Annotated in this window: 15 protein-coding genes and 1 pseudogene; 6 read left to right on the top strand and 10 right to left on the bottom strand. The window is 68.4% G+C overall.

The features are described 5' to 3' along the window. The first annotated feature begins 13 nt into the window (after nucleotides 1-13). Nucleotides 14-1099, top strand: a complete 1086-nt coding sequence (locus tag A5775_RS08185) for an acyltransferase (protein WP_067250437.1) — start codon at nucleotides 14-16, stop codon at nucleotides 1097-1099. A gap of 101 nt (nucleotides 1100-1200) precedes the next feature. Here the strand turns inward: A5775_RS08185 and A5775_RS25325 are convergent, their stop codons facing one another. Next, the gene (locus tag A5775_RS25325; RefSeq protein ID WP_156660617.1) at nucleotides 1201-1359 is read right to left on the bottom strand and encodes a hypothetical protein; all 159 of its coding nucleotides are present in this window, start codon (nucleotides 1357-1359) and stop codon (nucleotides 1201-1203) included. Nucleotides 1360-1461: 102 nt separating this feature from the next. Between A5775_RS25325 and A5775_RS08180 the strand changes: the two genes are divergently transcribed. Genes A5775_RS08180 through mmsB form a run of 3 tightly spaced genes read left to right on the top strand, consistent with a single transcriptional unit; the run spans nucleotide 1462 to nucleotide 5050 of the window. Continuing rightward, nucleotides 1462-2982: a CoA-acylating methylmalonate-semialdehyde dehydrogenase gene (locus A5775_RS08180; RefSeq protein WP_067250434.1), complete on the top strand. Its 1521-nt coding sequence runs from the start codon at nucleotides 1462-1464 to the stop codon at nucleotides 2980-2982. 7 nt (nucleotides 2983-2989) lie between these two features. Continuing rightward, nucleotides 2990-4159 carry an acyl-CoA dehydrogenase family protein gene (locus A5775_RS08175; RefSeq protein WP_067250431.1) on the top strand — a complete coding sequence of 390 codons (1170 nt, stop codon included), beginning with the start codon at nucleotides 2990-2992 and terminating at the stop codon, nucleotides 4157-4159. A 12-nt stretch (nucleotides 4160-4171) separates the two neighbouring features. Then, nucleotides 4172-5050 (top strand): 3-hydroxyisobutyrate dehydrogenase, encoded by an 879-nt coding sequence (gene mmsB / locus A5775_RS08170; protein WP_067250428.1) that lies wholly within the window; start codon nucleotides 4172-4174, stop codon nucleotides 5048-5050. Nucleotides 5051-5136: 86 nt separating this feature from the next. Here the strand turns inward: mmsB and A5775_RS08165 are convergent, their stop codons facing one another. The 5 genes from A5775_RS08165 to A5775_RS08145 are packed head-to-tail and all read right to left on the bottom strand — an operon-like array spanning nucleotide 5137 to nucleotide 10113. Beyond that, a complete protein-coding gene (locus A5775_RS08165; protein WP_067250425.1) occupies nucleotides 5137-5643 on the bottom strand; it encodes a MarR family transcriptional regulator in 507 nt (168 codons plus the stop codon). Nucleotides 5644-5651: 8 nt separating this feature from the next. After that, nucleotides 5652-6716 carry a histidinol-phosphate transaminase gene (locus A5775_RS08160; RefSeq protein WP_067250421.1) on the bottom strand — a complete coding sequence of 355 codons (1065 nt, stop codon included), beginning with the start codon at nucleotides 6714-6716 and terminating at the stop codon, nucleotides 5652-5654. Next, nucleotides 6716-7735 (bottom strand): 3-oxoacyl-ACP synthase III family protein, encoded by a 1020-nt coding sequence (locus A5775_RS08155; RefSeq protein WP_067250418.1) that lies wholly within the window; start codon nucleotides 7733-7735, stop codon nucleotides 6716-6718. Before A5775_RS08155 ends, A5775_RS08160 begins: the two co-directional genes overlap by 1 nt. 7 nt (nucleotides 7736-7742) lie before the next feature. Next, complete coding sequence (locus A5775_RS08150; RefSeq protein ID WP_067250415.1) at nucleotides 7743-8390, bottom strand: hypothetical protein; 648 nt, start codon at nucleotides 8388-8390, stop codon at nucleotides 7743-7745. Next, complete coding sequence (locus A5775_RS08145; RefSeq protein WP_231995133.1) at nucleotides 8371-10113, bottom strand: thiamine pyrophosphate-binding protein; 1743 nt, start codon at nucleotides 10111-10113, stop codon at nucleotides 8371-8373. Before A5775_RS08145 ends, A5775_RS08150 begins: the two co-directional genes overlap by 20 nt. A gap of 80 nt (nucleotides 10114-10193) precedes the next feature. Between A5775_RS08145 and A5775_RS08140 the strand changes: the two genes are divergently transcribed. Further along, complete coding sequence (locus A5775_RS08140) at nucleotides 10194-10889, top strand: ABC transporter ATP-binding protein (RefSeq protein WP_067250409.1); 696 nt, start codon at nucleotides 10194-10196, stop codon at nucleotides 10887-10889. Next, a complete protein-coding gene (locus A5775_RS08135; RefSeq protein WP_067250405.1) occupies nucleotides 10886-13402 on the top strand; it encodes an ABC transporter permease in 2517 nt (838 codons plus the stop codon). The genes A5775_RS08140 and A5775_RS08135 overlap by 4 nt, the downstream gene beginning before the upstream one ends. On the opposite strand, the gene A5775_RS08130 is transcribed toward A5775_RS08135, so the two are convergent. The 4 genes and pseudogenes from A5775_RS08130 to A5775_RS08115 all read right to left on the bottom strand — a co-directional run. Then, nucleotides 13389-14015 carry a class I SAM-dependent methyltransferase gene (locus A5775_RS08130; RefSeq protein ID WP_067250402.1) on the bottom strand — a complete coding sequence of 209 codons (627 nt, stop codon included), beginning with the start codon at nucleotides 14013-14015 and terminating at the stop codon, nucleotides 13389-13391. The genes A5775_RS08135 and A5775_RS08130 overlap by 14 nt on opposite strands. Beyond that, entirely contained in the window at nucleotides 14012-14578 is a 567-nt protein-coding gene (locus A5775_RS08125) for a DUF4389 domain-containing protein (protein ID WP_067250546.1), read from the bottom strand. Before A5775_RS08125 ends, A5775_RS08130 begins: the two co-directional genes overlap by 4 nt. A gap of 23 nt (nucleotides 14579-14601) precedes the next feature. Then, complete coding sequence (locus A5775_RS08120; RefSeq protein ID WP_067250399.1) at nucleotides 14602-15828, bottom strand: NAD(P)/FAD-dependent oxidoreductase; 1227 nt, start codon at nucleotides 15826-15828, stop codon at nucleotides 14602-14604. A 15-nt stretch (nucleotides 15829-15843) separates the two neighbouring features. Beyond that, nucleotides 15844-16092, bottom strand: a pseudogene (locus A5775_RS08115) (hypothetical protein); the annotation flags it as partial.

Here is a 16092-nt window from a genome sequence, read left to right as displayed (position 1 = left end):
CGGGCGGAGGCCAATGACCCTCGGGCAGGTATTCGATGCGCGATGTAATGCGCTGAATGCGTGGCGGCTGGTGCTGGCTGCCGAAGTGATGCTGTGGCACTGCTGGCCGATCACGGACCGCTTGCCACCCGCGGCGACGCTGCAACTCCTCTTCTCGGTAGGGGTCGACGGCTTCTTCACGATCTCGGGATTCCTCATCACCAGGAGTTGGCTCGAAGACCCGCGAGTACGTGACTACCTGACCGCCCGCGCCCTTCGTATCCTGCCCGGCTACTACGTCTGCCTGATCATGACGGCACTCGTCTTCGCCCCGCTCAGTGTGGCGATCCAGGGCGGTTCGGTAGGTAAGCTCATGTCCTCCGGCGCGCCGCTCGAATACATCCTGAAAAACAGCGGCGTCGCCTACGTCCATCTCGATATCGGCGGAACACCAAGCGGTGTGCCACATTCCGGGCTCTGGAACGGTTCGCTGTGGTCCCTGGCCTGGGAGGTGATCTGCTACCTCGCGGTCGCCGGTATCGGCCTGGCGGGACTGGCCGATCGCCGGTGGGTTTCTCCGGCGATCCTGCTCCTCGCTACGGGTCTGGCAACGGTGACGCCGCCGATGACTTTCCCCGGCACATGGACCATCCCGCAGATCGCCGTGCGCTCCGCCATCACGTTTGCTGCTGGAGCCGTCATCTATCAGTGGAAAGACGTGATCCCCGCCCGCTGGTCACTCGTCGCGGTCAGCGTCGTGATCGTGCTGGCCGCCAGCAGGCTGCCCGACTACCGGGTGGTGGCCGCCCTCCCGCTGGCCTACGCGATCATCGTGTCCGGCTCCCTGCTCAAGAACCGCCGCCTGGTGCTGCGCACCGACCTGTCCTACGGCGTCTACATCTATGCGTTCCCGACCCAGCAGCTGCTGGCCGTGTGCGGGCTCGCGCGTCTGCAACCGATCGTGCTCTTTCCCGTCGCCGTGGTGGCCACGCTACCGCTGGCCGCGGCAAGCTGGTTCCTCATCGAAAAGCCCTCGATGGCACTCAAGCGCCGCCTGAAACAGAAGTGGTCGGCCTCCGCGGAAGCCGGAGGCGACGAGCCCTCCACAACGCCAGGGTGAACATCTGCGCGACCACAATGATCGCCGCGCACGGCGGCGGATCCCAGCACCGCTCTGAAAAACCGAAGGGCCCCACCGTCGGCGACAGCGCGAACCTCGGGTCAGCGCGCAGCGAGTGCGGGTTCGTCGGCCATCAGCACGGGCGTGGCGATGCTCAGTAACCGCTCCCGGACCCGGGCCTCGGAGACCAGCGCGTCGATGAACGCCATGGCCATGGCGCCCGCCCCGACCACCAGGTAGTCAGCCTCGATGGTGTGCATGCAGCTGTGAGGCTAGCCGCCACCCACCTTGCCAAGGCCCGAACCGGGTTACTAGGATATGCAAGTATCCGCTTAAGCGCGTCAATCACACTCGAGGGCCCCATGACCACACAAATTCCCCACTTCATCGACGGTCAGCGCACCGCCGGCCAGTCCGGTCGGACCGCCGACGTCTTCGACCCCAGCACCGGGAAGGTTCAGGCGCAGGTGCCGATGGCCGGCCAAGCCGACATCGACGCCGCGGTGGCGTCGGCCCTTGAGGCCCAAAAGGGCTGGGCCGCAACAAATCCACAGCGCCGCGCGCGGGTGATGATGCGTTTCATCGAGCTGGTCAACCAGAACATGGACGAGCTGGCCGAGCTGTTGTCGCGTGAGCACGGAAAGACGGTGCCCGACGCACGCGGCGACATTCAGCGCGGCATCGAGGTCATCGAGTTCGCCGTCGGCATCCCGCACCTGCTCAAGGGCGAGTACAGCGAAGGCGCCGGACCGGGCATCGACGTCTACTCGCTGCGCCAGCCGCTGGGCGTGGTCGCCGGCATCACCCCGTTCAACTTCCCGGCGATGATCCCGCTGTGGAAGGCGGGCCCGGCGCTGGCCTGCGGCAACGCGTTCGTGCTGAAGCCCAGCGAGCGCGACCCGTCGGTCCCGGTGCGCCTCGCCGAGCTCTTTCTCGAGGCGGGCCTGCCGCCGGGTGTGTTCCAGGTCGTGCACGGCGACAAGGAGGCCGTCGACGTCATCCTGAACCACCCCGACATTCAGGCGGTCGGATTCGTCGGCAGCTCCGACATCGCCCAGTACATCTACGCGGGCGCGGCCGCCACCGGCAAGCGTTCGCAGTGCTTCGGCGGAGCCAAGAACCACATGATCGTGATGCCCGATGCCGACCTGGACCAGGCCGTCGACGCGCTAATCGGCGCGGGGTACGGCAGCGCGGGCGAGCGCTGCATGGCGATCAGCGTGGCGGTCCCGGTCGGTGAGCAGACCGCGGACCGGCTGCGGGCCCGGCTCATCGAGCGGATCAACAACCTGCGCGTGGGCCACAGCCTGGACCCCAAGGCCGACTACGGTCCGCTGGTGACCGAGGCCGCCGTGGCGAAGGTGCGTGACTACATCGGCCAGGGTGTCGACGCGGGCGCCGAATTGGTCATCGACGGCCGCGAACGCGCCAGCGACGACCTGACTTTCGGTGACGCCAACCTCGAAGGCGGCTTCTTCATCGGGCCCACCCTGTTCGACCACGTCACCCCGGACATGTCGATCTACACCGACGAGATCTTCGGGCCCGTGCTGTGCATCGTGCGCGCCCATGACTACGAGGAGGCGCTGCGGCTTCCGTCCGAGCACGAGTACGGCAACGGCGTGGCCGTCTTCACCCGCGACGGCGACGCCGCCCGCGACTTCGTCTCCCGTGTGCAGGTCGGCATGGTGGGTGTCAACGTGCCGATCCCGGTGCCGGTGGCCTACCACACCTTCGGCGGCTGGAAGCGCTCCGGCTTCGGCGACCTCAACCAGCACGGGCCCTCGTCGATTCTCTTCTACACCAAGACCAAGACCGTGACCCAGCGGTGGCCGTCCGGCATCAAGGACGGCGCCGAATTCGTCATTCCCACAATGGATTAGGTAAGTCATGTTCACCCTGAACGACGACGAGCGGGTCATCACCGAGACGGCCGCCGCGTTCGCTGCCAAGCGCCTGGCCCCGCACGCCCTGGAATGGGATGCGGCCGAACACTTTCCGACCGACGTGCTGCGTGAATCGGCCGAGCTCGGCATGGCGGCGATCTACTGCCGCGACGACGTCGGCGGCAGCGGGCTGCGCCGGCTCGACGGGGTCCGCATCTTCGAGCAGTTGGCCATCGCCGACCCCACCACCGCCGCGTTCCTGTCGATCCACAACATGTGCGCGTGGATGATCGACACGTTCGGTACCGCCGAACAGCGCAAGGTCTGGGTCCCGCGGTTGGCGTCGATGGACGTCATCGCCAGCTACTGCCTGACCGAGCCGGGCGCCGGGTCCGACGCCAGCGCGTTGAGCACCCGCGCCGTCAAGCAGGGCTCGGATTACGTGCTCGACGGCGTCAAGCAGTTCATCTCCGGGGCGGGCGCCTCGGACGTCTACGTGGTGATGGCCCGGACCGGCGCCGAGGGTCCGCGCGGCATCTCGGCGTTCGTCATCGAAAAGGACACTCCCGGGCTGAGTTTCGGCGCGCTGGAGGAGAAGATGGGCTGGCATGCCCAGCCGACCGCGCAGGTGATCCTTCAGGGGGTGCGGGTGCCCGCGGACGCGATGCTGGGCGGCGCGGACGGCGAGGGCGCCGGATTCGGCATCGCGATGAACGGCCTCAACGGCGGGCGGCTCAACATCGCCGCGTGCTCGCTCGGCGGCGCCCAGGCCGCCGCCGACAAGGCCGGAGCCTACGTGCGCGACCGGCAGGCGTTCGGCAAGTCGCTGCTCGACGAGCCGACCATCCGGTTCACCCTGGCCGACATGGCGACCGGACTCGAGACGTCGCGAATGATGTTGTGGCGGGCGGCCAATGCGTTGGACACCGACGATCCCGACAAGGTCGAGTTGTGCGCGATGGCCAAGCGCTATGTCACCGACACCTGCTTCGAGGTGGCCGACAAAGCCCTGCAGCTGCACGGCGGCTACGGCTATCTGCGCGAGTATGGTCTGGAAAAGATCGTGCGCGACCTGCGGGTGCACCGAATCCTGGAAGGGACCAACGAAATCATGCGAGTGGTCATCGGTCGGGCGGAAGCCGCACGATTTCGAGCTTCTCAAACCACCGCATAGATAGGGTCCGAGATGACCGAGCACCTGACCGTGGCTTTCCTGGGCTTGGGCCATATGGGCGGCCCCATGGCCACGAATCTTGTTGCCGCCAACCATGCGGTGCGCGGGTTCGATCCGGTGCCCGCGGCGCTGTCCGCGGCGGCCTCGGCCGGCGTCGCCGGTTTCGGCAGCGCCGTTGAGGCGGTGACCGGGGCGGACGTCGTCATCACCATGCTGCCCAACGGCGAGTTGGTCAAACGCTGCTACGCGGAGATTCTGCCGGCCGCGCGACCGGGTGCGCTGTTCATCGACAGCTCCACGATCTCGGTCGACGACGCCCGCGAGGTGCATGCGCTGGCGGAATCGCGCGGCGTCGCCCAGCTGGACGCGCCCGTCTCGGGCGGGGTGAAGGGCGCCGTCGCCGGGACGCTGGCGTTCATGGTGGGCGGCGACCCGGAAAGCCTGCAACGGGCGCGGCCGGTGCTGGAACCCATGGCGGGCAAGATCATCCACTGCGGCGCGGCCGGGGCCGGCCAGGCCGCCAAGGTGTGCAACAACATGGTGCTGGCGGTGCAGCAGATCGCGATCGGGGAGGCGTTCGTCCTGGCCGAGAAGCTCGGGTTGTCGGCGCAGTCCCTGTTCGACGTGATCACCGGCGCGACCGGGAACTGCTGGGCGGTGCACACCAATTGCCCTGTGCCGGGCCCGGTTCCAACATCGCCGGCCAACAACGGGTTCGAGCCGGGCTTCGCGGCCGCCCTGATGAACAAGGACCTGGGCCTGGCGATGGATGCCGTGTCCTCCAGCGGTTCGGTCGCCCCGCTGGGCCGCCACGCCGCCGAGATCTATGCGAAATTCGCGGCCGACCACGGGGACAAGGATTTCAGCGCGATCATCGAGACACTGCGTTGATCTAGCGCCGAACGTCGACTTGTGCTGGGAAATAAGCCGATTTCGCCGCAGCAGCAGGACGTGGGGCGCGCGCAGGCGTCCAGAGCTCAGAAGTCGCCCGCGTTGCGGCGCAACGTCTCGATGCAGGTCGCCAGGTCCTGCGATTCGGCGTCGGACATCCCGAGATCGGCGAACACCTGCTTGTTGAGCGTGACGGTGGCGTCCTCGACCGTCGAGCGGCCCAGGTCGGTGATCTGCACCAGCGTGGTGCGCCCGTCGGTGGGGTGCGGCACCCGCTGCACCAGCCCGTCGGCCTCCAGCCGGCGGATCGCGTGGGTCACGCTGGTGACATGAACCTGCAGCCGGTCGGAGGCCTTCGTAATCGGAAGGGCCCCGGTCCGGCTGAACGCCAGCAGCCGCAGCAATTCGTACCGGGAGAAGCTGAGGTCGTAGGGGCGTAACGCCGTCTCGACGCGGGCCAGCAGGATCTGGTGCGCACGCATCACCGACGTCACCGCGACCATGCCCGGCGCCACGTCGCCCCACCCGGCACGCTCCCAGTTGGCACGCGCCGCGGCGATCGGATCACGTTTGTCCGGTCGTGATTGCGCCACGCCCCTTCTTACCGCACTTGGAGCCCCAGCGTGGCCTTTCCCAACGCCGACAGCACCGCGGTCGTCGACGCCCGGGCGCCCACGGTGATCCTCGCGGCACCATCTGGGTAATACCGCAAACGCGGGCCGCTGCCGCCGAAAACCTCGCCCCACGGCCGACACCGCCCACCCGTCCCGGAAGGCAGATACAGGAAGTTCGCCTGCGCGTCGGTCGTGTATATCCCCATAGCGCTCAGGCGCATCCGGAGATAACGGCGTTCGGCGGTGATCGACCGGATCCGTCGCAGCAGTTCGCATTCCGCGTCATAGGACGCCGCGACCGCAAGCAGGCCGGTGATCGCGATGCCGAACGGCACCTGCTGGGTCCACAGCGTCGGCGCCAGCTCGCGGGATGCCACCGCATAGCCGATCCGCAGGCCCGCCAAGCCGTAGGCTTTGGAGAAGGTCCGTACCACCACGACGTTGGGAAAACGCGCGACCAATGCCGCTACGTCGAAACGGTGCTCGGGAGCGGTGAACTCGATGTAGGCCTCGTCGAGCAGTACGACCGTGTCGCGCGGCACCCGGCGGAGAAACCGCAAAACGGCGGACGTTGGCTCCAGCGTGCCGGTCGGGTTGTGCGGCCGGCACACCGCCACCACGCGGGCGGCCGCGGCCGCGTCGGCCAGCGCGTCGAGGTCGTTGTGGCCGTGTTCGTCCAGTGGAACGAGTGACGAATTCAGCCGCGCCATGCGCGCGACGATCGGATAACCGTCGAACGTGGGCGATGCCATCGCCATCGTGTCACCCGGTGCGGTCAGTGCCTGCAGCGCTTGAAAGACGACACCCGTGGCCCCGGCGCCCAGCACCACCTGGTCGGCGGGCACCCCGATGTGGCCGGCGATCACGTCGCGCAACCGCTCCGGCAGGAACTCCGGATACCGATTCACCGCGCACACGGAACGGATCAACGCCGAACGTACCGACGGCAGCGGGGGAAACGGGTTCTCGTTGAGCGACAAGGCAAACGGATCCACCGCATCGGGCAGCACGTCGCAGGTCTCGCCGGCCACCAGGCCTCCGGCGGGGTGCATCAGCCGCGTCCGCCCCAGCGCACCGAGGCGGCGCCGGCGAAATCGCCGGCATGCGCGAATGCCGCCATCATGACCACCTCCCCGGCGTGGAGCCGGCCGTCAGCTATCGCACGGTCCAGATTGATCGGGATCCCGGCACCGAACAGGTTGCCGCACTCGTCAAAAGTGTCGCAGTGTCTGGATTTGGGCAACTCGAGCGCGTCGCGCCAATTGCGCAGGAACGCCCTGTTCGGCTGGTTGGTGACCAGCAAGTCGATGTCTTTGGCGGCCAATCCGATTCGATCGCACACCGCCAGCGCCACGTCGGGAACCTGCCGGTTTCCGCGGGCCAGCACCTTGGTGATCTTGCTGTCGGTGAAACCGATGCTGCCCTCACCGGGGCCGGCCTGCCACCACTTGCGCGGCGGGTCGTAGGAAAGCGTCATCTCGCCCGCATACTCACCGTAGGTGCGGCACTCGACATCGAGAATGGGCGACTGTTCGCTCACCGCGACCAGTCCTACGGCTGCCCCATCGCCGGGCACCGCCGACTGCGCCTTGCGGCGGATGCTCGGTTGATCGAAAAATTGTCCGGCCGCATTCTGCGCGATGGCGATGAGCGCGGTGCGCCCTTGGCCCGTCGACAACAATGAGCGGGCCACGTTGAGCGCCAACACAAACGCCGCGCAGCCTCCGTTGTTCAGGTCGAGCACCCAGGACGGCCGCATTCCCAGCCGATGCGCGATGCTGCCGCCTTGGCCGTAGAACGCCATGTCGGGCACCTGCGTGTGCGTGATCAGCACGTCGGCGCCTTCCACGACGTCGTGGCCGTGCCGCTCGATCAGGCCGCGGGCCGCGCGTTCGATCATGTCGACGGAACTCTCGTCCGCGCCGACGTGATGGCGAAACTTCGGGGCGCGGAACATCACGTTGTCGCGCAGCTCGTCGGATTCGGCGAATCGCGCGTAGTAGTCGGCGGGAATCGGCGCGCCCGGCAGATACGTGGAGACGTCGATCAGGCTGACGCTTGGCTTACCCATGGTGCACTCATCTCATCCACACCGGGGACACCGGCAGGCCGTTGCGGTGGCGGTACTCGGCGATCGCCTTGAGGTTGTTCATCTCCAGCGCGTGCCCGGCGCCGAACATATCCCAGAAGTCACCGACCCATACCGGCCGGGACGGTGGCGCCGTCTCCGGATACGGATTGTGGTCATAGAACGGGTGATGGCAATTGGTCCACAGCACAACCGATCCCGGCTTGTCGAGGACGGCCTGGGCGTCGACGACACGCATCAGGTAGATCATCCACAGGTGCTTGCCCTGATCCCAGGCGCAGTGATAGTCCACCGTCCGCGCCTGCGCATTGGCGACGGTGCGGGTGTAGATCGGGGTTTCCGAGCCGAGCCGGTCGTATGCCAGCCACAACCCGGGTTCCTCGGTGGGGGTGAACCCGCGCAGGCTGTACGTCCACTCCTCCAGGCTGCGCGTGTCGGCCATGTACTCGTACAACTCGTCGGGTGGACAGTCGACGTAATCGTTGACGGTGCAATACCGTCCGAAGACCTGGTCGTGCGGGTACACCGACCGCATCATGTCCATGATGATCGGCGTGGCCTGCTCCCTGGGACTGGTTTCGATGCGGGTGACCCCGTCGATGAGGTCGGGAATATCCTCAAGCGCTGGCAGCGACATTGGCGCAGTTCTCCTCGGTAAGTGAAATCGCGTCCACGGCAGTACCTTTGACAGGAACCGCGGTGAGAAATGGTGCAAACGGTGGGATCTCGTCGGCGGCACACTCGACACTGACGACCGCCGGGCCATCGACGTCGAGCGCCGCGCCCATCGCCGCGGCGAACCCTTCGACGTCGCTGACGTCCACCGACGTCAGGCCCGGGAACATCGCCGCCAGACCGGCGCCGAGCCGGCTGGGGCGGAAACGGTTGTAGCTGTACAGGTCGTCATAGAACAGCTGCTCGCGGGTCACGCACATGGCGTGCGCGTTGTTGTTGAACAGTACGAACGTCATCGGTAACCGGTATTGCACGGCGGTGTGCACCTCCATGCCGTGCATGAAGAACGCGCCGTCCCCGGCGATCACCACGGTGCGGCCGCCGGGCCGGCCACTGTTGGTGCGCCCCAACGTCATTCCGATCCCGGCCCCGAAGCTGTAGCCCATGCCGCCCATGCCGAGCGCGACGACGAACCTGCCTCCGCGCCGCACCGGCAGGTGGTGGATCGCCGACGCACCGGTGTTGCCGGCGTCGACCACGATGTCGGCCCCGTCGGGTACGACGTCGTCCAGCACGGCCATGGCGTCGCGGTACCGCACACCCGGTCCGGCGCAGGCCGGGGGCTTCATCTCGGTGCGCCGCACCACGTCGGGCACACGCAGCCCGGGCGGCCGACCAGGGCCGAGCAGCGCTTGAGTCAGCGTATGCAGCGAGCCGCGTAGGTCATCGGTATGCACATGGGTGCAGGCGAGATACGGCGGCATCGATCCGATCGAGAGCGTCCGCACCGCGGCCAGCGCGTCGTCGAGTCCGGTGCGCGCAGTGACCGTCAGGCGCGTGCCGACAATGAGACACGCACCGCTGGCGGCCACCTCGTCGGCCACGCTCGGGTGACCCATGACGCCGGTGACCCCCAGCGATGACGATGATCCGAAACCCGGTGTGCCGGCAACATCCTTCGCGTCCGGCACGGTGGCAACCCGCGCGCGTAGCACCGTGCGCAGCTCTTCGAGCTCGGCCCGGGCGTCGTCGCGGGCCACCTGTTCGCCGGCGATGATGGTGACCCGCCCCCGCGCACGGCGCAGTTCGGCGACGATCGGATGCGGGTTGCCGATCCGCCCTCGCGCGCCACCGTTGCGGACACCATGCCCGCCGTCGATGCATGCCTGCTGAATATCCTTGGGCAGCAACAACACCGCCGGGCCGCCGGTACGCGCCGTGGCGATGGCCCGGGGCAGCAGTAACACGATGTCGGACGGTGTGAGCACCCGCTCGCAGAACACCGACACCGCCGAGAACAGCGCCTGGGCGTCCAACGATCCGTTGGCGCCGCTGGTGTCCTGGAAGCTGCCCCGGCCGTCCATCGCGCGGGCCGGCTGGCCGACCAGCGCCAGCACCGGGACCCGGCTCGCCAGCGCCTCGCCCAGACCCGCGACGAGGTTCAGCGCTGCGCCGCCCGAGGTCGCGGCCACCACGCCCAGGCCGGCACCGCTGCGGCTGTACCCGTCGGCCATAGTGGCCGCGGAGAACTCGTGCTTGGCCAGCACGGCGTTGATGTCGTGGCGAAAGTGCGCGGCGTCGTACAAATCCTCGATGTTGGCGCCGTCCACGCCGAAGACGTGGTCGACTCCGATTGCCGCGAGGTGCCCGACGATGTGGTCGACCACCCGGTTCCTACCGAGCATGCCTGAAGAAACGAGGCAGGCGGCCGGCCGGTTCATCGCCGGCTAATGAACCGTTCACCCGCGGTCATCGTGATGTCGGAATGACCATCGAACTGCGCAACGTGGTGCGCGAATACCGGGTCGGCGGTCATACGGTGCGGGCACTCGACGACGTCAGCCTGCGGCTGGCCGGCGAGCAGTTCGTGTCGGTCGTCGGGCCCTCCGGGGCGGGTAAGAGCACGTTGCTGCACCTGCTCGGCGCGCTTGATGCCCCCGATTCGGGGTCCATCGCCTTCGACGGCGAAGAGATCGGCCGCCTCGGCGATGAACAGCAGTCGCGGTTCCGCCATCACCGGGTGGGTTTCATCTTTCAGTTCTTCAACTTGTTGCCGACGCTGTCGGCCTGGGAGAACGTCGCCGTCCCCCGGCTGCTCGACGGTGTCCGGCTGGGCAGGGCGAAACCGGATGCGGTCCGGCTGCTCGACCGGGTCGGGCTCGGCAACCGGACCCAGCACCGGCCGGCGGAGCTGTCCGGCGGCCAGATGCAGCGGGTCGCGGTGGCGCGCGCATTGATGATGGACCCGCCGCTGATTCTCGCCGACGAGCCGACCGGAAACCTGGACTCCGCGACGGGCGCATCCATTTTGGGGCTCCTGGCCGAGGTCGCACACGAGGACGGTCGGGGCCGGCTGGTGGTGATGGTGACCCACAACTCCGATGCGGCCGCGGCCACCGACCGGGTGATCACGCTGCAGGACGGTCGGGTCGGGTCCGACGTCATGGCGGTCGCGGGGTGAGATCCGGGGCGCAACGCGGCTTTAAGATCGCGGCGACGGCGAGCAGGCTGCGCGTCTTCAGCCTGCGGGAGCTTGCTGTGCATCGGCGCCGCACGTTCGCGTCGATCGCCGTAATGGCGGTCTCGGCAACGTATTTGGTGGCGATCTTCGGCATCTTCGGGTCGATCACCGGCTCCGTCGGCCGACTGGCCGACGGGATCGCCGGGGTCGCCGCGCTCGAGGTGTCCGGTATCACCGACGCCGGATTCTCCGACTCGATCCTGGCCGAAGTAGCCGCCGTTCCCGGCGTTGCCACCGCGGCACCGATGATCCGGACGTCGACGTCCACACCGTCGGGGCCGGTGCTGCTGCTGGGTGCGGACGCGAGCACCGCCGCGCTGGGCGGCGCCCTCAAAGACGCGGTCGCCCGGCCCGTGCAGGCGCTGTCCTCGACGCCGACCGGCGTCCAGGTCGGCCCCCGCGTCGGCTTCGCCAAAGGGCAGGCATTTCAACTGGGTTCGGCTTCGGTCACGGTCACCGACGTGCTCGCCGGCAAGCCGTATGCGGACCTCAACGGCGGACACTACGTCCTTGCGCCACTGGCGTTGGCGCAGAACGCCACCGGCCGCTCCGGCCAACTCGACTCGATTCTGATCACCACGAAGCCGGGCGCCGACCTCGGCGCCGTTCGCGCCGCGGTCACCGCAGCGGTGAACGGCCGCGCAATCGTCGCGGCCCCAAGCTTCCGGGCGGCCCGCGCCGGTGACGGCGTCAAGCTGATGAACTACATGGCCTTGCTGGGCGCCGCGGTCGCGTTGGTGGTCGGCGCGTTCTTGATCTACACCACGATGACGATGGCCATCACCGCGCGCCGGCCGGTCATCTCGATGCTGCGCGCGATCGGTGGCCGGCGCCCCACCATTGTCGGCGACATGCTCGCGGAGGCCGCGATTCTCGGGCTGGTCGGCGGAGCCATCGGGTCCGGCATGGGAATTGTGGCGGGCCACATCGCGATTGGCCGGTTGCCTGCGGCGGTGACGCAGGGGCTGGAGGCCCGCGTCGAGTACTGGCTGCCCGGTTACGCGATACCGCTGGCGCTCGCGGCGACGGCGCTCACCAGCGTGGCGGCGTCGGCGATGGCGGCGCGGCAGGTGTACAAGGTTTCGCCGATCGAGGCGCTGGCCCCGGTCGGGGCCTCGGCGGCCGACGCCGTGCCGCGGTGGCTGCGCATCGCGAGTGGCCTCGGTGCCGCGGCGGTATTCGCGACCTCGATGTGGGTCGTCACGGGTCAGCGCGGCAGCGCGGCCGTCGTGGCGATGGCCGCGGTGTTGGGCGCCGAGATCGCCCTGGGGTTCGCGCTCACCGCGCCCATCGTCACCGCCACGGCGGCGACGGCGCGAATGTTCGGATCGTGCGGGGCGCTCGCGGCGGCGACGATCAGGCGTGCGCCCCGGCGGGTGTGGGCGACGGTGATGACCGTGCTCATCGGGGTGCTCACCACCGTCGTCATCACCGGCACGAACGCCGACATGATTCGATCGGCACGGGACATCTTCGCGCCGGTCGCCGATGCCGACGTCTGGGTGAGCGCGGATCCCCCCGACAGCTACCCCACCGACGTTCTGCCGCAGGGGCTTTCCGAGAAGGTCGCCGCCCTTCCCGGCGTAGCGAAAGTGACCGAGGGGGCGTTCGGGTTCGCCGTCGTCGGTGGCACCCGCGTCCTGCTCGACGGGTTTTCCACCGGCAGCCACGATGCGCTGCTGCGCGCGCTCGACGAACGAGTGCGGAACGAGGTGCTCGCCGGGCGCGGTGTGGTGCTCACGCAGAATCTGGGCGCGATTCTGCACGTCCGGGCCGGCGACCAACTGCGGCTGCAGACGCCGCACGGGCCGCGGTCGGTGGCCGTGCTGGCCTTGGTGCCGTTCTTCTCGACCGTCATCGGCACGGTCGGAATCGATCTCGATCGCATGCGGGCATGGTTCGATCGCCCGGCGGCAACGATACTGCAGGTCGCCGCGGCCCCCGGAGTGGATCGGCAGCGACTGCTGGCCAGCGTCCGCGAGGCGGCGCCGGCCCCTAACCACGTGTACGACGGCCCGGCGGCGCTGGCGGGGCTGGCGGCCCCGCTGCACCAGAGCATGTTCATCGCCAACGCGGTGTGGATCATCGTCGTGGTGGTGGCCGCGGTCGCACTGCTCAACACGTTGACGCTCTCGGTGACCGAGCGCCGGCGCGAAATCGGTGTGCTGCGGGCGATGGGGTCCAGCCGGCGGTTCAGTTTGCGGATGGTGCTGGCGGAGGCGGCCGGAATCGGTTTCGTCGGCGGCGTTTTGGGGCTTGCGGTGGGACTGACGGACCAGTGGCTGTTCAGTCGCATCAGCGGGGACATCATGAATTTCGAAGTCGGATTTCGGTTGAGCCCGCTGGCGCTCGCCTTCACGTTGGGGGCGCTGGCGATCAGCCTGCTCGGTTCGGTGCCGCCGGCACGGCGCGCGGCGCAGCTCAACATCATCGAGGCGGTCAGCGTGGATTGAGGGTGGCGAATCCCTGCAGGTGGGGTGTGCACGGGAAGGGCACCGGCGTTCGCGGAATGCTGCGCAGCGCGGTGGTGTCGAATCCGGCCGCGGCGATGGCCTCGAGGGTTCGGCGGTTCGGCTCGCAACCGCCGGCCAGCCACGACCACGGCGTGGCGATCAGGTCTTGAAACCGGCCGGTCGCGCCGTCCCCGCGCACATGCTCGAGGACCACAAGTCTGCCCCCGGGCATCAGCACCCGCCGGATCTCACCGAGGGTAGCGGCCACATCGTCGACCGAGCACAACACGAGTCCGATATGCACGGAGTCGAAGGAGTTGTCCGGGAAGGGAATTGACTCGCCTGTTCCCTCGACGATGTCGACGGCGACGCCGCGGCGCTCGGCGAGCCTGCCTGCCATCCGCCGAAACGGCGCCTGGGGCTCGACGGCGGCGACGGACGTCACCGCGGCGGGCAGAAACATCAAGTCGGTCCCCGGCCCCAGACCGAGCATCAGCAGCCGTCCGGTGGCGTTGCTCAGCGCGGCGCGTCGATACCGGTGGTAGAACAGCCGGTCGAAAACCGGCTGCCCGAATCGATAGACGTAGGGGAACAGGATATTTCGCAGGGTCATCGGCCACCCAAATCCATTCGGAACGGCGGATATTCGTCGCGCATCAAAGACACGTACACGGCCACCCGGTATCGCCAGCGGACCATGCCCATGAGCAGGTCGAAGGTGCCCTGCGGGATCGTTCCGGTGAACAACAGGGTCAGCGCGGCGATGACACACAGCACCTGCAGCAGCGCCTCCATCGACCAGCACAGCAGAACCTGGGGGATCGCCAGCAGCCACTTCACCAGCACCGCCGCGTTTTTCAGCCGCTCCGGATAGTCGACCACAAGGTCTGCGGGGTAGTCGGGCCGTGACGCGAGGGTGAAAGGCGGATACCTGTCGGTGCTGTTCATCGGGAACCGGTAGTTCATCACTCGCCACGACCAGCGCAACACCCCGACGTTGAATTCGAAGAGCGGCCGCGGATAGCGCCCGGTGCACAAGATGGCCACGCCGGCGGCGACCGTCGAGAGCGGATACACCAGGTAGAGCAGTATCAATATCGGGTAGTGCGGCAGCGCCAGCACACACCACTTCACCAGCCAGAGCCAGCGCGAAGGCGTATCGAAATCGCCTCGCACCCTTACGGAATCGGCCGGATCGTTCACGGGCTGGAGGGGAGGACCGTCGCCGTTACCCCCAAGTTTCGGCTGATTTCCGCGGACATCCGGCGGTGACTCGTGACGCGCAGAAAAGCCGTCAGCGCGCAGGCCTGCAGCCGGTCGGAGATCAATGCGGCCGGTCCCAGCACGACCTCACCGTGCGACACCGGCAACGACGCCACCCACGACACGGCCATGACTTTGCGTCGCCGGGTCTTCTCATACCAGCGCAGCGCGCTCGAAACATCGGTGCGGCGGCGGCTGGCCCCACCCACGTCCGCCAGCGCCTTGCGCAGGACCATCGTGTCGAGCAACGCCTGGTTGGTCCCCTGCGCCAGCGTGGGCGGCATCGTGTGTGCGGCATCGCCGAGCAACGTCACCGGGCCCCGGCCCCTGCGCGGGATCGGATGGCGAAAATGCGGGAACGGCGAGTGGGCCAGATCGTCGTCGGTCAATGTCGCGAGCACTCGATCGACCGCCTCGGACCATCCGGCGAAATGGGACCGGATCATCTCGACCGGACGTTGCGGCCGGACGAAGTCATGCGACCACGGCAAGTCGAACCACCACTGCACATCGCAACCGCCGGCCGGCCACAGGCCGAGGTTTCCGCGCGCACCGATGATCATCAGCGCGGCATCGGACTCGGTGATCTCCGGGCACTCCGGAAGGGTGACGAGTCCCTGCCAGCTGCACCAGCCGGTGGGCTTCGCGTCGCGCGCGCCGACCCACTCGCGCACCGTCGAGTGCAGCCCGTCGGCCCCAATCAACACGTCCCCGTCGGCGGCGGTGCCATCGGCGAACTCGACGCGGACCCCGTCGCCCGCACTGACCACCGCGGTCACCCGGGAGTCGCAGCGGACGCGCTCGACCGGGAACCCCTCCAGCACCCGTTCCAGCAGGACCCGGCGCGGGACCATCCGCACCGGCGCGCCCAGACGCCGCACCATCGTGGTGACGTCGAGGGTGGCGAGCGGGCGGCCCCGCGACGTCACGGCCCGCACGGTAGCCAGCAGCTGACCGGCGCCGTCCATGTCGACGCCCAGCTGATTCAGGACCGTCTCGCCGTTGGACCAGATCGTCACCGCCCCGCCGGCCGCCCGCACGTCGGGACGGCGCTCGAAGACGGTGACGTCATGCCCGTCGCGCAGCAATCCCCGGGCAACGGAGATGCCGGCCACGCCGGCGCCCGCCACCAGCACCCGTAGCGAACGCCCGTGGCCGAACACGCTGGCTCCGATCCGCTACAGCGAGCGCTGCAACAGCACCTTGCCGCTGTCGGCGGCGACCACTTGCACGGCGGCGATCTGGTCGACCGGGGTCGAGATGGCGCCCGCGGGTGACGCGGTGTGGCCGGGCACGGCCACCCACGTCGCCAGCCGGGTTTGGCTGCCGTCGCGACCCACCACGACCATCGCCAGCGTGTCATGGTGCGCGTTCAGCGGGGCCAGGCACACGCACCGCAGCGTGATGGATGTCCCCCAGTGCTGGCC

Source organism: Mycobacterium sp. 852002-10029_SCH5224772 (assembly GCF_001667315.1).
In the GTDB taxonomy this organism is placed as follows: domain Bacteria; phylum Actinomycetota; class Actinomycetes; order Mycobacteriales; family Mycobacteriaceae; genus Mycobacterium.
This window is presented reverse-complemented; position numbering and strand designations above follow the sequence as displayed.